Consider the following 21526-nt stretch of genomic DNA (forward strand, 5'->3'; position numbering starts at 1 on the left):
CCCGTGCGCGTGTCGCGCCGCCGCGGGCGCCGGGAGCGTGTGCGCGTTGATCTCCCCCTGCCGCCGCGGCCCGCCGCGTCGACAGGGCTCGTCACCGGAGACATCACCATGAGCCGTTACGTAGCCCCGCTCGGCCTGATGCTGGCCACCGCCTGGGTGGTCACCCTGTTCGTCCTGGCCAGCGGCACCCCCAGCTGACCGCCCGCCGGAGTCCCGGACCGGTGCACGGTGCCGCGCACCGCTGGCGTTGCCGGAGCACCGGCGGCACCGCACCAGCCCTGGGTTCCCCGAAGGCCGGCTCTATGGCAGGCGGGAGGACCAGAGCAGGCTGCAGACCGCCGCGACCAGGCCGAGCAGGAGCGCGAACCCGGCGTACCACTGGGTCACCTCGCGCGGCTCTATCCGGTAGCCGATCGAGCTGCCCATGTCCTCGTAGACCTGCTTCAGCTCGCTGACCGACGCCGCCTCGTAGAAGAAACCCTTGGTCGCCTCCGCCAGCTGGGCCAGCGAGTACCGGTCGACCGGGACCGGCTGGAGCTCACCGGCGATGTCGACGATGCCGCTGTCCGTGCCGAACGCGATCGTCGACACCGGGACGTTCGCGGCCACGGCGGCGGCACCGGCCTCCTCGATCGACCGGCCGGACGTGCGGTAGCCGTCCGAGAGCAGCACGATCCGGGCCGGCGGGGCCCCCTCGGCGCCGTCGGCCGGGACGGAACGGATCGCGTCGAGCGAGGTGAAGACCGCCTCGCCGGTGGCGGTGGCCTCGGCCAGCGTGAGGCCGTCGATGGCGGCGCGCACGGCGGACCGGTCCTTGGTCGGCGCGACCAGCACGTTCGCCGACTTCGCGAAGGAGACCAGGCCGACATTGAACGTCTCCGGCAGCTCACCGACGAACTGCTTGGCCGCGACCTGCGCCGCCTCCAGCCGGTTCGGTGCCACGTCGTCCGCCTGCATGGACAGCGACACGTCCATGGCCAGGATGATGGTGGCGCGTTCCAGCGGCTCCTCGCGGTCGACGGACGGCCGGCCCATGCCGAGCGCCAGCGTCAGCAGCGCCAGCAGGAACGCGGTCGGGCCGATGTGCTTGCGCCAGCCGAGGCCCTTGGGGGCGAGTGTGCGCAGCAGCTCCACGTTGCTGAAGCGGACCGCGACCGTGCTCTTGCGCAGCTGCCGCCAGACGTAGGCGCCCGCGGTGGCGAGCACCGGTAGCACCAGGAGCAGCCAGAACGGTTCCAGAAAGCGAATCATCGGGTCGTCCCTCGGGTCCGGGCGTGCCGCTGGGCGGCCACGAAGCGAACCATGTCGAGCAGCCAGTCGGAATCGGTGCGCAGGCGCAGGTGGGCCGCGCCGGCACCGCGCAGCGCGGACGCGATGGCCGCACGTTGCGCGGCGGCCCCCTCAGCGTACCGCCGGCGCAGTTTCGGGTCGGAGGTCTGCACCTCGTGCACGGCGCCGGTCTCCGGGTCGACGACCGCGAGCACGCCGACGTCCGGTAGCTCCAGCTCGCGCGGGTCGACGATCTCGATGGCCAGGACGTCGTGCCGGACCGCGAGCTTCTTCACCGGCCGGGTCCAGCCCGCCGGGTCGGACATGAAGTCGGAGATCACCACGGCGACGCCGCGCCGGCGGGGTGGCTTGTTGAGCAGGTCGACGAGCTCGCCCAGGTCAGAGCGGCCGGGCGTGCTGGGCAGCGCGGCGACGTGCCGGAGCAGGCCCTGCGCCTCCTTCCGGCCGGGGCGGGCCGGGCGGCGCTGGGTGCTGCCGCCGGTGCCGATCACCGCGCCGAGCCGGTTGCCGCCGCGCACGGTGAGGTGGCCGATCGCGGCGACCGCGGCGACCGCGAGGTCTCGTTTGAGCCATCGTGCGGTGCCGAAGTCGAGGCTGGCGGAGAGGTCCAGCGCGATCCACGTCTCCAGCTCCCGGTCGGCGACCGTACGGCGCACGTGCGGGACCGTGGTGCGCGCGGTGACCGGCCAGTCCATCCGGCGCACGTCGTCGCCGGGCGAGTACTCCCGGGACTCCCCGGCCTCGGTGCCGGGGCCGGGGAGCAGGCCGGCGTAGTCGCCCTGGAGCAGGCCGTCGAGTTTCCGGGTGACGAGCAGTTGCAGCCGGGAGAGGACCGCCTCGGAGCGGGTCGACTCGGCCGGTGCGAGGCCCCGGATCATCCGATCACCGGGCCCCGGGCCAGCCGGCCGGTGCGGGCTGCGCGCCCGGGGTGGCGCCCTGGCGCGGGGTGACCGAGGGCAGCGGGACGGTCGCCATGATCCGGGCGACGACGTGGTCGGCCGGCACGTCGTCGGCGAGCGCGTCGTAGCTGAGCACCAGCCGGTGGCGCAGGATGTCCGGCGCGATGTCCTGCATGTCCTGCGGCAGCGCGTAGTCCCGGCCGCGGAGCAGCGCGAGCGCGCGGGTGGCGCGGACGATGCCGAGCGACGCACGCGGGCTGGCGCCGTACTGGATCAGCCGGGCCACGTCCTGCATGCCGTGCGCGGCCGGATCGCGGGTGGCGAGCACCACCCGTACCGCGTAGTCGATCAGCGCGTTGTGCACGAATACCTGGTCGGCCTTTTGCTGCAGCTTGATCAGGTCGTGCGGCGTGAAGATCGCCATCGGCTCGGGGGCGCGCACGCCCATCCGGTAGACGATCTCACGTTCCTCCGCGTCCGTCGGGTAGCCGACCACGATCTTCATCAGGAAGCGGTCGCGCTGCGCCTCGGGCAGCGGGTAGACGCCCTCCTGCTCGATCGGGTTCTGCGTGGCCATCACCAGGAACGGGTGCGGGACGCGGTGGCTCTCGCCGCCGATCGACACCTGCTGCTCGGCCATCACCTCGAGCAGCGCCGACTGCACCTTCGCGGGCGCACGGTTGATCTCGTCGGCGAGCAGGAAGTTGACGAAGACCGGGCCGAGTTCCACGTCGAACTTCTCGCTGGACTGCCGGTAGATGCGGGTGCCGACGATGTCGGCGGGAACCAGGTCGGGCGTGAACTGGACCCGGGAGAACGTGCCGCCGACCACCTTGGCCAGCGTCTCGACCGCGAGCGTCTTGGCCACGCCGGGCACGCCCTCGATCAGGCAGTGGCCGCGGGCGAGCAGTGCCACGAACATCCGCTCGACCATCCGGTCCTGGCCGACGATGACGCGTTTGACCTCGAAGAGCGCCCGCTCGACCTGGGTGGCGTCCTGCGCCGGAGTGGTGCCCTGCGGAGCCGGCGGAGCCTCCGGCTCACTGTCGGAAACGGGCACCTCGGGCGTGGTCTCTTCGGCCACCGGTCCTCCACGAAATGGGTGTTGTTCTTGTGATCAAAGGCTAGTCCGCGGAACCCACCAAGCGTGACACGTCCCGATTCCGGCCGCTTCAGACAACCACACTTGCCTGACACCGGGCTGGGAGTACGCCGGGAGTCTCCGGGGACTCGCCGTGGGTGGGTGGACAGGTGCCACGGTCCCGTGTGTACCATTTCAGCCGTCGCCGGGCGGCTTCCCCCGTGGCTGCCCGGCGACCCATCAGCCGCATCGAGAAACCCGGGGTTCGTGCCGATGACCGAGCCCCAGGAGCCGATCTGCTCGGCGAAGGGCTGCAGACAACCGGCATCGTGGCGGCTGCTGTGGAACAATCCCGCGCTGCACACGCCGGACCGGCGCAAGACCTGGCTGGCCTGCGACGATCATCGCGAGCACCTCTCCGGTTTCCTGGACGCCCGCCGGTTCCTGCGCGCGGTCGAGCCGTTCTGAACGCGGCGTTCCCGGCGCACGGCAGAATCCCCCCGCACCGGCCGCACGCTTCACACACGGCGTTCCCGGCGTCCTGCGACTACCGTGGATGCCGTGACTGAGACGCCCGCACCCATGGACAGCGGTGAAGTGCGCATCAACGCGCTGGAGCCATGGCCGGACACGGTCGACTGGCGCCCGGTGTCGCACGACCTGATCTGGGTCGAGCTGGTGCGCCTCGCGATCTGGCTGGTGATCATGCTGGGCGCGATGGTCACCGGCTGGGTGCTGGCCGGCCACTGGCTCTTCGGCTCCGGGCTGGGCCTGGTGCTCCTCTTCGGTCTGTGGCGGGCGATCGTGATCGGCCGGGCCGTGCGCGCCTGGGGTTACGCGGAGCGCGAGCGTGACCTGCTGGTCCGGCACGGTCTGCTGGTGCGCCGGCTGTCCATCGTGCCGTACGCGCGGATGCAGTTCGTGGACGTGACCGCCGGTCCGCTGGAGCGCTCGTTCGACCTGGCCACGGTGCAGCTGCACACGGCCGCGGCGGCCAGCGACGCGAAGGTGCCGGGTCTGCGGCCGGCCGAGGCGTCCCGGCTGCGCGACCGGCTGACCGCGCTGGGCGCGGACCGCGCCGAAGGCCTGTAGAGATGAGGGAGACGGACCGCACGCCTCCGTGGGACCGGCCGGCGGAGGACCAGCCCGAGACGGACCGCACGTCACTCGCCGAAGACGGGTCCGCCGAAGAACCGGAACGGCCCGCGGAGGAGCCGGCGACGCCGCCGCGCAAGCGTCTGCACCCGCTGAGCCCGCTGCTGAACGGCGCCCGTACGTTCGTGGTGATCGTCGGCGCGATCTCGCTGTCCCAGGCGTCCGAGTTCGGCTGGCAGCGGTTCGGCATCATGCTGGCGGTGATCTCGGTCGGCGCCGTGGTCTTCTCGCTGATCAACTGGGCGAACACCGGCTATCACGTGGTCGGCCGCGAGCTGCGCATCCACGAGGGCCTGTTCTGGCGGCGCACCCGGGCGATCCCGCTGGAGCGGCTGCAGACCGTGGAGGTGCGGCGCCCGCTGCTGGCCCAGCTGACCGGCCTGGCCGAGCTGCGGCTGGAGGTGGTCGGCGGCGGCAAGACCGAGGCGCCGCTGGCGTTCCTCACGGTCGCGGACGCGGAGGCGCTGCGCGAACGCCTGGTGCGCCTGTCCGGCCACGCCCACGATCAAGATCTCTTCCCGGGTACGGGTACCGGCGCGGCTCTTGAGGCGGAGCACCCGGGGTCGCCGTCACCCGATGCGCCTCCCGCCGCGTACCCCCGGACGGATCTTGATTTTCCGCTGCACGCGGTGCGGAACGCGGATCTCGTGCTGAGCCAGGTGCTCACGCCACAGACGTTCTTCCTGCCGCTCGGCGTGGCGTCGGTGCTGGTCCAGTTCAGCTTCGCCGGTGACTTCAACCCGGTGGCGATCTTCTCCACGCTCGCGGCGGTCGGCGGTGTCATGCTGGCCCCGGCACGCCGGGTGCTCAACGACTGGAGCTTCCGGCTGTGGGACACCCCGCTGCACGGTGAGGGCCGCGGCCTGCGAATGGCGTACGGCCTGCTGGAGACGCGCAACCAGACCGTACCGCTGCACCGGCTTCAGGCCGTGACCGTCACCTGGCCGCTGCTCTGGCGGGCCAAGTCGTGGCTGCGCGTGCGCTTCTCGGTGGCCGGTGTCGCGGGCCCGAGCGACGGCAACGAGCAGCAGTCCGACCGGCTGCTCCCGGTCGGCGACCCGGAGACCGGGCGGCGGCTGGTCGCGCTGGCCATGCCCGGGCTCGACCTGGCCACGGTACGGGTGCAACCGCCGCCGGACCGGGTGCGCTGGCTGCACCCGTTCGCCTGGTCACGGATGGGCGTCGGGCTGAACGCGCGGGTGTTCACGGTGACCAGGGGCGTGGTCACGCGCGAGCTGGTAGCCGTGCCGTACACCCGGATCCAGAGCGTCCGGGTGGTGCAGGGCCCGGTGCAGCGGCGCCTGCGGCTGGCCACCGTGCACGTCGACACCGCGGGCGGCGCCGGTGCGGAGGCGCCGGACCGGGACATCCACGAGGCGTGGGCACTGGCCGCCGCGCTGACCGCCCGCGCACACGCGGCCCAGGCTGCGACGATGAGACCTTGACGGATCCTGCACGGTACATCGGTGTGCGTTGCGCATAGGCTGTGGCCATGGAAGAGCAGCCGGCCCTCACCCCCGGCCTGACCGCGCGCGTCGAGCTGACGGTCAGTGACTCCGACACCGCCCAGGCGGTCGGCTCCGGCGACGTGCCGGTGCTGGCCACGCCCCGGGTGCTGGCGCTGGCCGAGACCGCCACGGTGGCCGCGACCGCCCGGCAGATGCCGAGCGGCACGACCACGGTCGGCGTCCGGGTGGAGCTGACGCACCTGGCGCCCACGCCGATCGGCCGGGCGGTGGCCGCGCAGGCCACGCTGGCCTCGGTCGACGGCCGCCGGCTGATGTTCGACGTGCACGTCACCGAGGTCGCCGACGTGCCGTACGAGGAGCGCCGGGTGATCGCCGAGGGCCGCGTCGAGCGGATGCTGGTCGACCGGCAGCGCTTCCTGTCCAGAGCGTTCGACTGAAGGGTCATCCGTGAGGTTCGTCGAGGTCGCCGATCGTGTCTACGTGCTCCGCTACCCCGTGCTGGACGTCAACTCGACGCTGATCGTCGGGGACGGCGAGGCGCTGCTCGTCGACACGCTCGCCACCGGCCGGCAGGCCGCCGACCTGGGCGAGGCGGCGCGCGCGATCACCAGCTTCCCGTGGGCGGTGGTGAACACGCACCACCACTTCGACCACGCGTTCGGCAACGCCGCGCTGGCCGACGCGATCCGACCGGTGTGGGCGCACGAGGAGGCGAACCGGCTGCTCCTGGCGACCGCGGAGGAGCAACGCGCCACCTGGATCGCGCGCTGGTCCGAGTCCGACCCGGTGCACGCGGCGGACCTGGCCCGGGTGGAGGTGCGCGGCGCGACCGACACGTTCGCCCAGGAGATCCCGCTCGACCTCGGCGGCCGGCTGGTGCACCTCAAGCACCTCGGCCACGGGCACACCGCCGGCGACATCGTGGTGTACGTGCCGGACGCGGGCGTGGTGGTCGCGGGCGACCTGGTCGAGGAGTCGGCGCCGCCGTCCTACGGCGACGACTCCTACCCGTTGCAGTGGCCGGAGACGGTCGCGGCGCTGCTCCGGCTGGAGCCGCTGACCACGATCGTGCCCGGCCACGGCGCCCCGGTCACGCCGGACTTCGTCAAGGCGCAGCACGAGGAGCTGGCCACGGTCGAGTGGACGCTCCGCGAGGCGTACGGCGACGGCGCCCCGGTCGAGGACGCGGCGCACGCGGTCCTGGCGAAGACCACGCTCGGCCTTACCGAGGAGTCCGCGCTGGCGGCGGCCCGGCGGGCGTACGCGGCGCTGTCCTGACCGTCACTCCGGCAGCGTGATGCAGGCCAGGCGGGTGCCGGCGGTGCCCGCCTTGCCCGGCGCGGTCTTGGTGTGCTCCGCGTGGATGACCAGCGAACGCGGCGGTTTCACCTGGTCGAAGCGCCAGGCGACGGTGGTGGAGACGGACGCGGTGCCGGCCACGTCCGTGGTGAAGTCGAGCCAGACCTCGTTGCTGGGGTTGGCGAACGACGGGTCCACGGACGGCGGCGACGCGGCGGCCTTCGGGTCCGGGTGGTGCTGGTAGTGCGGGCCGGCGTCGTCGCCCTTCGCGCCGCAGACGTCGGTGTGCAGGTGCGCGCCGTACGCGCGGGACGGCAGCAGGCCCTCCACGTCAAGCTGCACCATGGTGTCGACCACCGCGGGTGAGACCGTGACCAGCGCGCTGGCGCCGATCGGCACGAGCGCGGGGTCGTACGTGATCGCGGTCTGATCCGCCGCCCAGGCCGCGAACGTGCCACCCTCGGCGTAGGCGCGCAGCACCGACGCGGTGGACGGCGCCGACGGAAGCGCGGTGTCCCGGTCCTCCGACCCGCAGCCGGTGGCCGCCGTGAGCAGCCCCGCCAGCCCGAGCCCGGCCATCAGTGCTCGTCGCATCCCGCCCACTCCCTCTGAATCCGACAACCTCGAATCCGACAAATCATGATATTTCAGTGCCCATTGTTCCAGGGTTCCACTCGCCGATGGTGCGGATGGCCTGGGAGGATCGGGAGAAAATTGATCCGGGAGGCACTTGATGACCTATGCGGTGGTACTGGGCGAGGCACTGATCGACCTGCTGGAGACCGAGCACGAGGGCTTGCCCGTCTACCGTCAGGTGATCGGCGGCGCACCGCTCAACGTGGCGACCGGCATCGCCCGGCTGGCCGGCCCGGGCCGGTCCGAGTTCGGCGGCGCGCTCGGCGACGACGTGCTCGCCACGCGCATCGAGGCGTTCCTCACCGGCGCGGGCGTCGGCACCCGCGCGGTCGCCCGGGTGGCCGCGCCGACCGCGCTCGCGGTGGCCACGTTCGACGGCGCCGACCCGGACTTCCGGTTCTACGGCGAGCCACCGTCGTACGCGCTCTACACGCCCGCCGACGTTCCCGCCGAGCTGACCGCGCGCGCGGCCGTGCTCTACTGCGGCTCGATCAGCCTGCTGCGCGAGCCGTTCGCGGACGCGGCGCGCGCGGCCTGGGCCACGGACGGCCCGCTGCGGATCTTCGACCCGAACGTACGGCCGCGGCTGCTGCCGGACGACGCCGCCTGGAACCGCCAGCGCGCGCTGGTCACCGAGTTCGCCGCGCGCGCCGGCCTGGTCAAGCTCAGCTCGGTGGACGCCGAAGGGCTCTACGGCGCCACCCCGGCCGAGGCCGCGCGCCGGCTGCACGCGCTCGGCGCACCGGTCGTGGTGGTGACCGCGGGCGCCCGCGGCGCGCTCGTCTCCACCGGGGACGAGGAGTCGTTCGTACCCGCGCCGGCCGTCCAGGCGGTGGACGCGACCGGCGCCGGCGACTCCGTGATGGCCGCGCTCGCGTACCGGCTGCTGAACGACGGCCGGCCCACCGGCCACGCCGTCTGGCAGCAGCACGTCGAGTTCGCACTCTCGGTCGCCGCGCTGGTCTGCGAACGGGTCGGCGGCGCCGTCGCGATGCCCACGCCGGAGGACCTGCGCCGCCGCTGGGAGCCCACCACAAAGATCAATTAGCCCCGGGCGGTACGCCAGGGGGCGTGACGACGCGGTAACGTCGGGAGGATAATCCTCGGCGCGGCAGAACACCCCCTCCTGCGCGCCGTCGCCGGCACTCATCCCCCGGGAGGCAGGTCCCATGGCCGAGAAAGAGGCCCCGAAGACGGAGTCGCACGACCCCGACTTCCCCGAGACGCTGCTGCAGTTCATGCGCTCCGGCTGGCGGGACGACTCGCTCACGGTCGCGACCCGGCCGGAGGCCGAGCGCTACGCGGCCCGCCGCGCCCGGCTGTCCGCCGCGTTCCCGGGCGAGACGCTGGTCATCCCGACCGGGCCGGAGAAGGTCCGGGCGAACGACACCGACCACCCGTTCCGGCCGGGCAGCGACTTCGCGTACCTGACCGGCGACCACGACCCGGACGGCGTCCTCGTCATGACGCCGTCCGGCGACGGTCACGACGCCGTGCTCTACACCCGGCCGCGCTCGTCCCGGGAGACCGACGAGTTCTTCCGCAGCCGCGACGGCGAGCTGTGGGTCGGCCGTCGGCACACGCTCGCGGAGAAGTCCACGCTGCTCGGCATCGAGACCGCCGCGCTGCGCGACTCCGAGGCCGCGCTGGCCGGCTGCGCGCCCGCCCGCGCCCGGGTGCTGCGCCGCCTCGACCCGCGCGTGGACGCCGCGATCCGGCCGTTCGACACGGAGAAGGCAGGTGCCCGCGACCGCGAGCTCGCCTGGACGATCTCCGAGCTGAAGCTCCGCAAGGACGAGTGGGAGGTCGCGCAGCTCCAGGCCGCGATCGACGCCACCGTGCGCGGCTTCGAGGACGCGGTCCGGGTCATCCCGGCCGACCGCGGCGTCTCCGAGCGCCTGATCGAGGGCGTCTTCGGCCTGCGCGCCCGGCACGACGGCAACGACGTCGGCTACGGCTCCATCGTGGGCGCCGGCTCGCACGCCACGATCCTGCACTGGGTCCGCAACAACGGCGTCACCACGCCCGGCGAGCTGCTGCTGATGGACATGGGCGTCGAGGGCGAACACCTCTACACCGCGGACGTCACCCGCACCATCCCGGTGAACGGCACGTTCTCCCCGCTGCAGCGCCAGGTCTACGACATCGTGTACGCGTCCCAGCAGGCCGGCATCGACCTGATCAAGCCGGGCGTCAAGTTCAAGGACGTGCACGAGACCTGCATGCGCGTGCTCGCCGAGGGCCTCTCCGACCTCGGCGTGCTCCCGGTCAGCGCGGACGAGGCGATGGACCCGAAGTCCACCGTCTACCGCCGCTGGACGCTGCACGGCTTCGGCCACATGCTCGGCATCGACGTCCACGACTGCGCCCACGCCCGCAAGGAGCACTACCGCGACGGCGAACTCGGCGAGAACTTCGTCCTCACCGTCGAGCCCGGCCTCTACTTCCAGCCCGAGGACGACCTGGTCCCGGCCGAGCTGCGCGGCATCGGCATCCGCATCGAGGACGACGTCCTGGTCACCGCGGAGGGCGCGGTCAACCTCTCGGCCGGCCTGCCCCGCACGTCCGCCGAGGTCGAGACGTGGCTCGCCGCCCAGCGCGCGGAAGGTCCCCGCTTCCCGGGCGCCTGACGTCCCCCGGAACGGGCGGCCGGCCTCACGGACGCCCGTTCCGGCCCGGTCGTGTCACCGCTGCGCTGGTGCCACTCGCTCCGGTAACACGGCCATCGCGCGCCCGATATTTCAGTATTCAGCGGGCCGCGAGCTCGCGGTGGCAGCTCAAGCGGTGGCCGCGACGCGGGCGGTGGGTGCTCAGCGGGAAGCGGTGGCGAGCAGGGCATGGGCCAGAGGCGTCGGGGCGTGATGAGCGGCATTGCCATGGCGGGCGGTGACGAGCAGTCCGGCCGCGCGCAGGACGGACAGGTGCTGGGAGGCCGAGGGGAGACTGATGCCGACCCGGCGGGCCAGGTCGGACGTGGTACCACCGGGCAGGCCGTTGACGGCACGCAGCAGGGCGGCGCGCGAGCGTCCGAGAAGCGCGGCCAGCGGGTCCTCCAGGGCGGCCCGGGAAGCCGGCCCGGCCGGTGAGGCGCGGGCACCCGGCAACAGCGGCTCCGGCGGGAAAGCCGGAGGGGCCGGGGCCGCCGGGGACTCCGGTCCCGCCGGACAGGTCAGGGCCGCCGGGGGCCCCGATCCCGCCGGGCAAGCCGAGGACCCCGGCGCCGCCGGGAAAGCCGGGGCGGGCCGGGACGCGGCAGACGCCGGGCCGCGGGAGGGCCGGCGAGCCGCGGAGGCGGTGGGTGCGCCGGGGCGGCCGGCCGGGGTGATCGGGTAGGCGATGAAGACGGCGCGGGGGTCGGTGCCGACCCAGGGGCGGGTGGCGGCGACCGACGGGATGAAGGTGACGCCCGCGCCGTTGGGACGTAGGTCGAGGTCGTGGGCGGTGTCGACGATCAGGACCGGGTTGTGCCAGCGGACCCGGGGGTGGATGGTGGCGAACAGGCCCTCGACGCCGGTTGCGGCCAGGTCGCGTGTCTTGGCCCGGATGTCGCGGTGGATCTCGACGGCGGCGCCGGCGGTGGCCGGCGCGGTGTGCCGGTCGTGGTGGCGGCGGACGGCGTCGGCCAAGCGGTCGAACGCGGGCCGGTCGCCGGTGGCGAGGCGATGGTGCCAGGCGTTGAGTACGCCGCCGGTGAATCCGAGGAGTTCGCGGCGGACGCGCGGGCGACCGGTGCTGATCATGCGGTGCAGGGAGTCGTCCAGTGTCTCCGGTGCGGGCGTGTCCGGCAGTGGCGCGAGGAAGTCCGGGAACGCGGCCGGGTGGGCCAGGTCGCGCAGCTCCCGGCCGGGGTGGGCGGTGCGGGCCGCGACGGCGATGAAGACCTCGTGCAGCGGGAGCGGCGCCGGGAGGAGCCGGGTGCGCGCGAGGTCGTCGGGGCCGAGCCAGATGCGGATCATCGGCGTGCCGAGGTCGCCATGCCGACCAGACGCGGCGGCGGGCCGGAAACGTTGTCATGCCTGGCGAGCGCGCGCGACATATAGCATTCTCGATGCGCATTGCCGGGATCGTATTGCGGTCGACGCGCGGCCCGGACGGCGCAGTACGATCAGCGGCGCCGCGGGACAAGGGAGAACTCAAGCCGATGCCGAGTCGCGATTCGGGCCGGGACACCGAGCCCGACATACCTGGTGGACGGCGTACGAACGGTGACGCATCCGAGCCGGTGCGCACCCCTCGTCCCCCGGCTGCGGGCCGGATCGATCACGATTCCACGATAGTGATGCCTCTGATCAAGCCGCGCACCGCCGCACCGGAGGCCGGCACCACCGGGCAGGCCAGCACCACCGGGCAGGCCGGAGCGAACAGCGACGCCGCGCAACAGGCCGATGCATCGGGCGACGCGGCGCAGAAGGGCGACAGCGCGGCCACGCAAGCGCTCCCGGCGATCACACCGAAACCCGGTAACCCGGCGGCGAGCGGAACGGACGCGGCGACGCAGGCGCTTCCGGCGATCACATCGACACCCGGTAACCCCGCAGCGGTGGCCGCCAGCGGAAGTGAGGCGGCGACGCGGACGCTTCCGACGATCACGCGGGGACAGGGCACCGAGGCAGCCACCGCATCGGCACCGAGCGCGGCTCCGAACCCGGAGACCGGGCGAGCGCGGGAGAACCAGCCGGCGCGGGAGGCCGGCGCGGCGGCGCCGGGCAGTGATGACACCGTCATCCTGCCCGCGTTGCGGGGGCGCACCACCGAGCAGGAGCGAGAACGCCCACCCACCGGCCTCCCCCGGCCGGCCGCGGCCCGGCCCGCCGCGGACGCCGCGCCCGGTTCCCCCGCGTCCGACGAGTCACACGCGGCGAACGCGACGGACACCACGAGAGCGCCGAGAACGCCGGCGGTCGCGAGCGTGACGGAGACGCCGCGGCGGCGCGGGCCGTCGCGGGCGATGATCGGGGTCGGGCTCGCCGTGGTGCTGATCGTCGCGGCCGCCTGGTTGCTGGTCAGCCTGCCCGGCGTGCCCGGTGGCGCGGACTGGGCCGGCGGCGGTGACCGCAACTGGCCGCCGGGCGCGCCCGGCGGTACACCGACCAGTGAGCAGCCGCTCAGCGCGCCACCGGCCAGCGCGCCGTTCGCATCCCCGGAGCCCGGCCGGCCCACCGACAACGGCCTGGTGGCGACGCCCCGAAGCCCGGCCGCGGCCGCGGCGGCCAAGCCGGCCGGGACCACACCGGCCGCCGGTACGTCGCCGAGCGACGCGGCCCCGACCACCGGTGCGCCGGTCGCGCCGACGCCGACCGGAAGCCCGCTGAACGGCGGTAACGGCATCGCTCCCGGCCAGGTCGAGGCGGAGTCGTTCGCCTGGCAGTGGGGCGTGACCGCGGCCGCGCTGGACGGCGCCTCCGGCGGCCGCGGCGTCTCCGCGGTGAGCAACGGCGACTGGCTGCGGTTCGACGCGCTGGATCTGGGCGGAGCGCGGACCTTCAAGGTACGCATCGCGAACGGGTCGGGCAGCAGCGGGCGCATCGAGATCCGGTACGACAGCCCGTGGTCGGCGCCGATGGCGTCCGTCTCGGTGGACAACACCGGTGGTTGGTCGCAGTGGCGTACCCGGAGCGTGTCCTGCACGTCCGCCACCGGCAGCCGCACGGTGTACGTCTCGTTCGTCAGCCGCTCCCCCGGCGACTTCGTCTACCTGGACTGGATCTCGTTCTCGTAGCCGGTGGACCGCTGGTGACCGGCGACGGAACCGGCAGGGAGGAGCGCCGGCGACGACCGGGGCCCGCGGGAGCATGCGGCACTCAGCCACGCCGGATGTGGGAATATCTAGGTCTGAAGGGTTTCGAGAAATAGGCCCCAGAAGCTCATAAACGCCCCGCACCGGCCGATGGGACACCGCAGACCCATTCGAGCGGATCGGACCCAGGCGGCGGCGATGGCAGCGCGTGAGGCGAAGGACAGGCACACGGGCACCCGGCGACGGGACGCGGCGCCGGGTGAGGGGCGCTCGGCGGGGCGGCAGCTGACGTTCTACTTCTCGGTGCTGGTGCTGCTGCTGGCGCTGACCGCGGTGGCGCGGGCCGTGGTGATGGAGTACGCGACGCGGCAGATGACCGAGGTCGCGAACCGGTGGGCGCCGGCCGGGGTGACGAATGCGCGGGTGTTGCAGTCGCTGACCGACGTGCAGTCCGGGATCCGCGGCTACCAGCTGACCGGCGACGCCGCGTTCATGGACACCTACTCGTCCGGCACGGCCGGGTTCCTCGCCGCCGTGGACGAGCTGCGCGGCCTGCGCACGTCCGACCCGGATCTCGGCACGCTGCTGGACCGGCAGGAGACGCTCGGCAAGCGGTGGTGGCAGACGTACGCGGAGCCGGTCGCGAACGGCCAGCGGGTCGACCCGGAGGAGGCGGCCACGGCGTTCGCCGCGATCCCGGCCGCGAACGGGGAGACCGGGGCGCGGATCGACATGAACATGACCGCGTCGATGGCGGCCGCGAAGGACCTGATCCAGCTGGTGAACGCGGTCTCCGCGCTGATCACGCTGGTCACCGTCGCGGTCACGGTGTACCTGGCCTATCGCGCGGTCGGCGACATCATCCGGCCGCTGCGCGCGCTCAGCATCACGCTGCGCCGGCTGGAGCGCGGCGACCATCACGAGCGCGCGCCGGTGTTCGGCCCGGCCGAGGTGCAGAACGCGGCGAACGGCGTGAACAAGCTCGCGGTCGAGAACCAGCGGCTGCGGGTACGCCAGGAGCACGAGGGCCACATGCGCGAGGTGGCCCGGACGATCGGCGTGGCGGTCCGTGCGCACCTGGACATCGACACCGTGCTTCAGGAACTGGTCGACAAGCTCGGCCCGGTGATCGGCGCCGACCGGGTGTACGTACAGCTCAGCGGCCTGGCCGGTGGCCTGCGCCTGAAGCAGTGGCACGCGCCCGGCCTGGTGCCGCTGCCGCCGAGCCTGCTCACCCAGGCGCCGGGCCGGATCGACGCGGCCATGTCGGAGCAGGATCCGGACGCGCCGCCCGGCATCCACTTCCGCCAGGGCCGGATCCTGATGGAGATCGGCGGCGACGACGGCGCGAACGGCACGGTCACCATCGCGTTCCCGCGGGAGTACGAGGTACCGGACGGCGAACTGGGCCTGCTCGCGCTGGTCCGCGAGGACATCGACCGGGCGCTGCACCACTCGTCGGTCTACGCGGAGCAGAACCGGCTGCTGGCCGAGGTGAAGGCGCTGGACGAGCACAAGGAGCGGTTCCTGGCCGACGTGACCCGGGAGATCCGCAACCCGCTGAGCAGCATCCAGGGCTACCTGGAACTGATCGACGAGTCACCGGTGGCGCTGCCCGCACCGGCGCAGAAGATGATCGGCGTGATCGACCGCAACGCGCACCGGTTGCGTGCGCTCGTCGACGACATGGTCACGCTCTCCTCGATCCGCCCGCGGATGGCGAAGGCGAACGGCCGCCCGGTCCCGATCGCGGACGTGGTGAACGCGGTCGCGGACGAGTTCCGCCCCCGGTTCGAGTCGCAGGAGGTCACGTTCACGGTCGACTGCCGCGCGGACGAGGCCGAGGTCGGCGGCGACGCGGAACTGCTCGCCCACGCGCTGCGCAACCTGCTCGACAACGCCGCGAAGTTCACCGCCAAGTCCGGCACCGCCACGCTCCGCTGCACGATCCCGCCCCGCAAGGTCGGCGACGCCGGCACGTCCGTACTCACGGTCAGCGACACCGGCATCGGCATCCCGCCGGAGGAGGTCGACCGCGTCTTCGGCGAGTTCTACCGCGCCTCGAACGCGGTCCGCGCGGCCGTCGAGGGCCCCGGCCTGGGCCTGAGCCTGGTCAAGGAGATCATCGAAGCACACACCGGCCGCATCAAGATCACCTCCGACCTCAGCCGGGGCACCCAGGTCACCGCCGAACTCCCCTTGCTCAAAGCCGCGCCGATGACTGCCTGAGGGCAGTCGGTCATCGCTTGAGAACCAACGATTCGGTGGCGATATCGATCGGGAACGGCTCAGCGGACACTAGTGCGTGGATCGGTGACGCTCGGGCGAATGATTCGGCCGGCGCCGATCCGTGACCGGCGCCGGCCCTGTCTGACATCAGGATCCGACGAAGACCGTCACGCTGCGGGGTGGGACCGTGAAGGTACCGGTGGTGGTGTCGAAAGCGGCGGTGCGCACGGACTCGTCGGCGGAGTTCCGCAGCACGGGGTGCAGCGCGGTGGACGTGCCGGCCAGCGTCGCGACCGTCTGGGTGGCCGCGGCCGGGGTGGCGTTGAAGATGACCGTGACGGACTCGCCGGCCGAGGCCAGCAGCATGGTGAGCACGCCGGGGGTCTCGGCCGGGCCGGAGAGCGGGAAGGACAGGTGTTCCTGCACCGCCTCCGCCGTGCCGAGCGAGAACAGCTCGGACGACCGGCGGATCTCCAGCAGCTCGCGGTAGCGCGCGCCGGCCAGGTCGATCGCGTCGCAGCCGGGCACCAGCGCCGGGTCGGCCAGCAACGGGCGCGCATAATCCCACTTGTCCCGGTTGTCCGGCGCGGGTGGCAGGCCGCGGCCGAAGCCGTTGCCGGCCGTGCAGTCCCAGGAGATCGCGTTGAACCAGTCGCCGGAGTTGAACGAGTTCCGGTCCAGCGACTTCGACCGCAACCGTTCCGAACCGGCGGTCACGAAGCCGGCGCCCTGGCCGAGCACCACCGTGGCCAGCCCGAGCGTCTGCATCCGGGCGCGGTCGAGCGCGGACGTGGACTGCGGCAGCTTGAACGCGAGCGCGTCGTAGAGGATCTCGTTGTCGTGCGCGTCCACGTACGTGATCGCCTCGCCCGGCGCCGCGGTATAGCCGGTCGGCGAACCGTTGTACGGGATCTCCGCGCCGGTCTGCGACGCACCGGTCGACGACGCGACGAACCGGTACGACGCCAGATTCCCGGACAGACCGACCTTGATCTGGTCCTGGCGCAACAGCAGCGCGGCCCGCTGCTCGTCCGGCGTTCCGTTCACCGGGTCGCCGTTGGGGTCGGTGAACAGGCCGGACGCGAAGCCCTGCACCCGCGGGTTCGCGTCGAACGGACCGCCGCCGCGCACCGCGTCGCGCAACCGGTCGTTGAACGTGCCGACCCCGGTCCCGGCCATGTTCGCCTGGGTGGCCTGCACGAACCGCGCGTCGCCGGCCACCTCGCCGAAGTTCCAGCCCTCGCCGTACAGATGGATCCCGGATCCGTCGACGCCGTCGCGCTCGAGCGTCAACGCGTCCAGCGCCGACCGTACCGCCATGATGTTGGCCTTGGGGTGGTGGCCCATCAGGTCGAAGCGGAAACCGTCCACCTTGTACTGCCGGGCCCAGGTGACCATGGAGTCGACGACCAGCTTGCCCATCATCGCGTGCTCCGGCGCGGTGTTCGCGCAGCAGGTCGAGTCGGCCACGGTGCCGTCCGCGTGCAGCCGGTGGTAGTAGCCGGGCACGATCTGGTCGAGCACCGAGTGCGGGTGCACACCGTACGCGGCCGTGTGGTTGTAGACCACGTCCAGCACCACGCGCAGCCCGTCCCGGTTCAGCGCGGCCACCATCGACCGGAACTCACGCGTCCGCGCCGCGCCCTCCGGCTCGACCGCGTAGCCGCCCTCCGGCACCGTGTAGTGCAGCGGGTCGTACCCCCAGTTGTAGCCATCGGTGTCCGCCACCTCCGCGACGCAGGCCTGCTGCCGGTCCGAGTCCGGCGGCAGCGACGCCAGGTCGCACGCGGGCTGCGCCTGGTCGGCACGCCGCTCCGGGATCGTGGCGAAATCAAAGGCCGGCAACAGGTGTACGTGCGTCACGCCGGCCGCGGCCAGCTCCCGCAGATGCGTCGCGCCCGCGGAGTCGCGCACGCCGAACGCCCGGTACGTCCCGCGCTCCACGGCCGGCACGGTCCGGTCCGCGATGCTGAAGTCCCGTACCGACAGCTCCTGGATCTGGATCTTCGTCGCGGGCACCGCGGCGGGTTTCGCCAGTTCCGCCCACCCTGCGGGGGCGAGCGCCGGATCGTCGAGGTCGGCGAGCTGGCTGTGCGTGGAGTCGGCCGCGAGCGCGACCGAGTACGGATCCGTCACGGACGCGGTCACCACCTTCCCCGCGGCCGGCTGCCACGCGGTCACCTCGAACCGGTAATACTTCCCGGCCCACTCCCGGCCGGGCGACGCCGACCACACGCCGGTCGCGTCGTCCCGCCGCATGTCCACCGTGGACGCCGGTGCGCCGGACGGCGAGGAGAAGAGCTGCAGCCGCACGGTACGGGCGGTCGGCGCCCAGACCGACACGGACGGCCCGGCCGGCCCGAACACCGGGCCCAGCACGGCCTTGACCGCTTCCGGGTAGACGTCGTCGAGCACGCCCGGGATCTGCACCGCGGTGGCCGCCAGGAGCCGGCCGGTGTGGTCGCGTTCGGTGACGACGACCTGCCCGCGCAGGACGTCCGCGATCCGCGCGCCGCCCGGCACCTCCAGCGCGCCGTACGCCCACAGGTGCGGGAACCGCTGCCGCTGCGCCTCGCTGAGCCCGTTGCGCCGCGCGGTCAGCGGCACGCTGTCGTAGTCGCCGGTCAGCTCGCCGTCCGCCACGCCGATGCCGCCGTCCGGCGACCAGGCCAGCGCGTACGCCTTGCCGTCGGCCGGCCGGCCCTCGCCGGAGGCAGGTGTGGCGAGCCGCTGCCAGGCGACCGTGGACCGGTCCAGCCACTGCGCCTCGGCCGTGCTGAGGTCCACGTCCGGGCTGAGCGTGGTGGTGCCGCCGGGCAGCAGCCGGCCCGGCACACCGGCCTGGAGCCACACCTCCCGCCCGGCCGCGGCGAACTCCAGGCGCTGGTCCTCCGGCAGATCCTTCACGTCCCCACGATGCAGGATGTAGTGGAGCGCGGTGGCGTTTTCGGCCAGCGGCACCTCGAACACCACCCCGTAGGCGTCCCGCCGCACCGGCGTCAGCGGCGCGTCCCAGGCGGTCGGCGTGGCCGCGCCGTCCCAGACGTGCAGCCCCCAGCCGTCGTAATCACCGGCCGGCCGTCGATAGTGGATGATCGCGGTGCCCGGGTCCGGCACCGGGTCGGGTTCCCCGGTCGCGGCCTGCCTGGTCGGATACAGCGTGGCGTCGCCGGATCTCACCCACACCTCGCCGGTCGCGGTCACGTCCACGGTCCGGTCCACGGCCGGGTCCTTGGTCCCGGACGCGTCCACGACCAGGAATCCGGCGCTCTGCGCGCCCGGCTTGAGCTTCACCCAGGCGAACCGGCCGTACGAGTCCTCGCCCGCGAACGGCTGCCCGGCCGGGAACGTGGTGGCCCACGCCGGATCGATGTCCCCCCAGGGGTACAGATGCCAGCCGTCGTAGTCGCCGGCCGGGCGTTGATAGTGCACGACGAGCCAGTCCCGGCCCGGCGTCTGCGGCGGTGTCTCGACGGTCGCGGTCGCGGTGGCGGAGGCGGTACGCCCGTTGCTGTCTTCCACCACTGCCTTGTATGTGATCGGTGCACCTGCGGGCAACCCCTGCGGGTCGTGATGCACCCGGTACGGCGCCCGCGTCGCGGTGCCGAGCAACTCCCACCGCCCGCCCGGCCGCTTCGCCGCGACCGTGACCGTCGCGGCCGGGTCACCGCCGGCCACGGTCGCCTCCACGACCCGGTCGGTGGCGGTCAGGCTGATCCTGGGCTTGGCCGACGGCCCCGGCACCGCCGCCACCGCGCGCCACGCGACCGCGGACATCGGCGGCACCGTGATCGTCACCCGCCGGTCCGCGCCGGACCGGACCGCCGCTCCCCCGCCGTAGACCGGCGCGAACCGGGTGGACGGCGAGAACGTGTCGATCGTGACGGTCTGCGCGGTGGCCGCGTTGTTGACCGCGATCAGGTGCTCGACCCGCTCGTCCGCGAGCAGCCGGGACGCGGCGAACACGCCGGCCGTGCCGGGCGCGTGCCGGGTGGTCTGGGTGCCGTCGGCCAGCGCGGGGTAGCGCTCGCGCAGCGCGCCGAGCGCCGCGATGGTCCGGTAGACCGGGTGCCGGGTGTCGTAGTTGTCGGTCGCGTGCGTGCGGGGGGTGCCGATCAGGTCGTCGTCCAGGTAGTCCGGCGTGCGGCTGGCGAACATGTCCTGCCGCGCGTCCTTGTCCCCGCCCGGGCCGGTGAAGCCCTGCTCGTCCCCGGAGTAGATCACCGGCTGGCCGCGGGTGAGGAACATCAGTTCGTGCGCGAGCTGCGCCTTCCGCAGCTTCTCCTGTTCGGTACCACCGGCCGTCGCGATGAACGACCCGATCCGGCCCATGTCGTGGTTGCCGAGGAACGTCGGCATGCGGCCCGCGTCCGTGTCCCGCGCGGTGTAGAGGTCGTCGGCCGCGTAGACGTCCGCGAGCGCGGCCGGCGTTCCGGTGCCGGTGACGAAGCCCTGCGCCGCGGCCTGGAACGGGAAGTCGAGCGCGGCCGGCAGGCCGCCGCGTCGCACGTACCCGGAGGTGATCTCCGGATCCGCGCTGTAGACCTCGCCGAACATGAAGAAGTCCGGTTTTCCGGACTTCTCGGCCGCGGCGGCGATCCCCCGGCTGAAGCGCGGCCAGAAGTCCATGTTGACGTGCTTGACCGTGTCCATCCGGTAGCCGTCGATGCCCAGCTCGCGGATCCAGTCCGCGTAGATCCTGGTCATGCCGTCGACCACCTCGGGCCGCTCGGTCCACAGGTCGTCCAGCCCGAAGAAGTCTCCGTACTCGCTGTTCTCGCCGGTGAACGTGGAGTCGCCGCGGTGGTGGTACATCGCCGGGTCGTTCAGCCAGCCCGGCACCTTCACGGTCGCGTCGGACGGCTTGCGGAACACCGGCGTGTACGGCCCGGCGTCCCTGGTGACCGTCGGGAACGGCCGCGTCCCGTCCGCGTAGTTGCGGTCCTCGAACGGCCGCCCGGCCGCATCGATGTACGGCGAGGTCTCCTTCGGGACGTAGCCGTACCGGTTCTCCGCATACGCGATCACGTCCGCCGTATGGTTCGTGATGATGTCCAGGTAGATCTTGATGCCCCGCTTGTGCGCGGCCCTGACCAGCCGCTTCAGGTCGTCGTTCGAGCCGAAGTGCGGGTCCAGCCGGGTGAAGTCGGTGATCCAGTAGCCGTGGTAGCCGGCGCTGACGTCCGCACCCGCACCCTGCACCGGCTGGTTCTTGAACACCGGCGCCAGCCAGATCGCGGTCGTCCCCAGCCCTTCGATGTAGTCCAGCCGGTCGATCACGCCCTGCACGTCACCGCCGTGGTAGAACCCCTTGTCCGCCGGGTCGTGCCCGGTGCTCAGCCGGTCCCCGCCGAGCCCGCCCCGGTCGTTGCGCCGATCCCCGTTCGCGAACCGGTCGGGCAGCACGAAGTAGAACTGCTCCGCCTCACGCTCCGGTGCCCGTTGCCCGGCCAGCACCGCGGCCGACGGCTCCGCACCCCACGTCATGGCGCCGGTGGCCGTGCGTTCCGGCGGCGGCGCGGACGGACCGGGCGCACCGGCGACCGCGCCGATCGGCAGCACCACGGTCGCGGCCAGCGCCGTGACCAGCTTTCTCCAGACGGCGTCCATCGACAACCTTCCTCGCCAGCGGTGTCGTCGCACGCTATCCCGTGATGAAAGTCGATGCAAGGTCTTGCAAAAGATCCGCAACTCTTGCGCAAGCCGGTACGCGGTTGCGCGCGGCTGTCAC

The 21526-nt window shown here is 72.8% G+C and carries 16 protein-coding genes; 9 read left to right on the forward strand and 7 right to left on the reverse strand.

Features of this window, described 5'->3' with window-relative positions:
• Positions 1 to 300: 300 nt before the first annotated feature.
• Genes J2S42_RS11270 through J2S42_RS11280 form a run of 3 tightly spaced genes read right to left on the reverse strand, consistent with a single transcriptional unit; the run spans position 301 to position 3273 of the window.
• On the reverse strand, positions 301 to 1251 hold the full coding sequence (locus tag J2S42_RS11270; protein ID WP_307238308.1) for a VWA domain-containing protein: 951 nt from the start codon (positions 1249 to 1251) through the stop codon (positions 301 to 303).
• A complete protein-coding gene (locus J2S42_RS11275; RefSeq protein WP_307238310.1) occupies positions 1248 to 2168 on the reverse strand; it encodes a DUF58 domain-containing protein in 921 nt (306 codons plus the stop codon). The genes J2S42_RS11270 and J2S42_RS11275 overlap by 4 nt, the downstream gene beginning before the upstream one ends.
• Before the next feature lie 4 nt (positions 2169 to 2172).
• On the reverse strand, positions 2173 to 3273 hold the full coding sequence (locus tag J2S42_RS11280) for an AAA family ATPase (RefSeq protein WP_307238312.1): 1101 nt from the start codon (positions 3271 to 3273) through the stop codon (positions 2173 to 2175).
• A 270-nt stretch (positions 3274 to 3543) separates the two neighbouring features.
• Here J2S42_RS11280 and J2S42_RS11285 point away from each other — a divergent pair, with 270 nt between their 5' ends.
• From J2S42_RS11285 to J2S42_RS11305, 5 genes are all read left to right on the forward strand, one after another.
• Positions 3544 to 3738, forward strand: a complete 195-nt coding sequence (locus tag J2S42_RS11285) for an acetone carboxylase (protein WP_307238314.1) — start codon at positions 3544 to 3546, stop codon at positions 3736 to 3738.
• Positions 3739 to 3852: 114 nt separating this feature from the next.
• On the forward strand, positions 3853 to 4362 hold the full coding sequence (locus J2S42_RS11290) for a PH domain-containing protein (RefSeq protein WP_307248699.1): 510 nt from the start codon (positions 3853 to 3855) through the stop codon (positions 4360 to 4362).
• 2 nt (positions 4363 to 4364) lie between these two features.
• The gene (locus J2S42_RS11295; RefSeq protein WP_307238316.1) at positions 4365 to 5870 is read left to right on the forward strand and encodes a PH domain-containing protein; all 1506 of its coding nucleotides are present in this window, start codon (positions 4365 to 4367) and stop codon (positions 5868 to 5870) included.
• Positions 5871 to 5917: 47 nt separating this feature from the next.
• Complete coding sequence (locus J2S42_RS11300; protein ID WP_307238318.1) at positions 5918 to 6331, forward strand: thioesterase family protein; 414 nt, start codon at positions 5918 to 5920, stop codon at positions 6329 to 6331.
• A 10-nt stretch (positions 6332 to 6341) separates the two neighbouring features.
• Positions 6342 to 7172 (forward strand): MBL fold metallo-hydrolase, encoded by an 831-nt coding sequence (locus J2S42_RS11305; protein ID WP_307238319.1) that lies wholly within the window; start codon positions 6342 to 6344, stop codon positions 7170 to 7172.
• A gap of 3 nt (positions 7173 to 7175) precedes the next feature.
• Here J2S42_RS11305 and J2S42_RS11310 read toward each other — a convergent pair whose 3' ends face one another.
• Positions 7176 to 7787, reverse strand: a complete 612-nt coding sequence (locus tag J2S42_RS11310) for a superoxide dismutase family protein (protein ID WP_307238321.1) — start codon at positions 7785 to 7787, stop codon at positions 7176 to 7178.
• 139 nt (positions 7788 to 7926) lie between these two features.
• Here J2S42_RS11310 and J2S42_RS11315 point away from each other — a divergent pair, with 139 nt between their 5' ends.
• The gene (locus tag J2S42_RS11315) at positions 7927 to 8877 is read left to right on the forward strand and encodes a carbohydrate kinase family protein (protein WP_307238323.1); all 951 of its coding nucleotides are present in this window, start codon (positions 7927 to 7929) and stop codon (positions 8875 to 8877) included.
• 121 nt (positions 8878 to 8998) lie between these two features.
• Entirely contained in the window at positions 8999 to 10459 is a 1461-nt protein-coding gene (locus J2S42_RS11320; protein WP_307238325.1) for an aminopeptidase P family protein, read from the forward strand.
• Positions 10460 to 10639: 180 nt separating this feature from the next.
• On the opposite strand, the gene J2S42_RS11325 is transcribed toward J2S42_RS11320, so the two are convergent.
• Both J2S42_RS11325 and J2S42_RS11330 read right to left on the reverse strand, forming a co-directional pair.
• Positions 10640 to 11785 carry a winged helix-turn-helix domain-containing protein gene (locus J2S42_RS11325; RefSeq protein WP_307238327.1) on the reverse strand — a complete coding sequence of 382 codons (1146 nt, stop codon included), beginning with the start codon at positions 11783 to 11785 and terminating at the stop codon, positions 10640 to 10642.
• Positions 11786 to 12089: 304 nt separating this feature from the next.
• Positions 12090 to 12548 carry a hypothetical protein gene (locus tag J2S42_RS11330; RefSeq protein WP_307238329.1) on the reverse strand — a complete coding sequence of 153 codons (459 nt, stop codon included), beginning with the start codon at positions 12546 to 12548 and terminating at the stop codon, positions 12090 to 12092.
• A 16-nt stretch (positions 12549 to 12564) separates the two neighbouring features.
• Between J2S42_RS11330 and J2S42_RS11335 the strand changes: the two genes are divergently transcribed.
• Both J2S42_RS11335 and J2S42_RS11340 read left to right on the forward strand, forming a co-directional pair.
• Positions 12565 to 13548 (forward strand): carbohydrate-binding protein, encoded by a 984-nt coding sequence (locus J2S42_RS11335; RefSeq protein ID WP_307238331.1) that lies wholly within the window; start codon positions 12565 to 12567, stop codon positions 13546 to 13548.
• A 216-nt stretch (positions 13549 to 13764) separates the two neighbouring features.
• Positions 13765 to 15795 carry an ATP-binding protein gene (locus J2S42_RS11340; protein ID WP_307238333.1) on the forward strand — a complete coding sequence of 677 codons (2031 nt, stop codon included), beginning with the start codon at positions 13765 to 13767 and terminating at the stop codon, positions 15793 to 15795.
• Positions 15796 to 15942: 147 nt separating this feature from the next.
• Here the strand turns inward: J2S42_RS11340 and pulA are convergent, their stop codons facing one another.
• On the reverse strand, positions 15943 to 21405 hold the full coding sequence (gene pulA, locus J2S42_RS11345) for a pullulanase-type alpha-1,6-glucosidase (protein WP_307238335.1): 5463 nt from the start codon (positions 21403 to 21405) through the stop codon (positions 15943 to 15945).
• Positions 21406 to 21526 lie beyond the last annotated feature (121 nt).

Origin of the sequence: Catenuloplanes indicus (assembly GCF_030813715.1) — a bacterium.
Taxonomy (GTDB): domain Bacteria; phylum Actinomycetota; class Actinomycetes; order Mycobacteriales; family Micromonosporaceae; genus Catenuloplanes; species Catenuloplanes indicus.

Excerpts from the sequence above, each read along its gene's own strand:
- J2S42_RS11270 (WP_307238308.1), bottom strand. The coding sequence starts at position 1,251 with ATGATTCGCTTTCTGGAACCGTTCTGGCTGCTCCTGGTGCTACCGGTG.
- J2S42_RS11275 (WP_307238310.1), bottom strand. The coding sequence starts at position 2,168 with ATGATCCGGGGCCTCGCACCGGCCGAGTCGACCCGCTCCGAGGCGGTC.
- J2S42_RS11285 (WP_307238314.1), top strand. The coding sequence starts at position 3,544 with ATGACCGAGCCCCAGGAGCCGATCTGCTCGGCGAAGGGCTGCAGACAA.
- J2S42_RS11290 (WP_307248699.1), top strand. The coding sequence starts at position 3,853 with ATGGACAGCGGTGAAGTGCGCATCAACGCGCTGGAGCCATGGCCGGAC.
- J2S42_RS11295 (WP_307238316.1), top strand. The coding sequence starts at position 4,365 with ATGAGGGAGACGGACCGCACGCCTCCGTGGGACCGGCCGGCGGAGGAC.
- J2S42_RS11300 (WP_307238318.1), top strand. The coding sequence starts at position 5,918 with ATGGAAGAGCAGCCGGCCCTCACCCCCGGCCTGACCGCGCGCGTCGAG.
- J2S42_RS11310 (WP_307238321.1), bottom strand. The coding sequence starts at position 7,787 with ATGCGACGAGCACTGATGGCCGGGCTCGGGCTGGCGGGGCTGCTCACG.
- J2S42_RS11315 (WP_307238323.1), top strand. The coding sequence starts at position 7,927 with ATGACCTATGCGGTGGTACTGGGCGAGGCACTGATCGACCTGCTGGAG.
- J2S42_RS11320 (WP_307238325.1), top strand. The coding sequence starts at position 8,999 with ATGGCCGAGAAAGAGGCCCCGAAGACGGAGTCGCACGACCCCGACTTC.
- J2S42_RS11325 (WP_307238327.1), bottom strand. The coding sequence starts at position 11,785 with ATGATCCGCATCTGGCTCGGCCCCGACGACCTCGCGCGCACCCGGCTC.
- J2S42_RS11340 (WP_307238333.1), top strand. The coding sequence starts at position 13,765 with ATGGCAGCGCGTGAGGCGAAGGACAGGCACACGGGCACCCGGCGACGG.
- pulA (WP_307238335.1), bottom strand. The coding sequence starts at position 21,405 with ATGGACGCCGTCTGGAGAAAGCTGGTCACGGCGCTGGCCGCGACCGTG.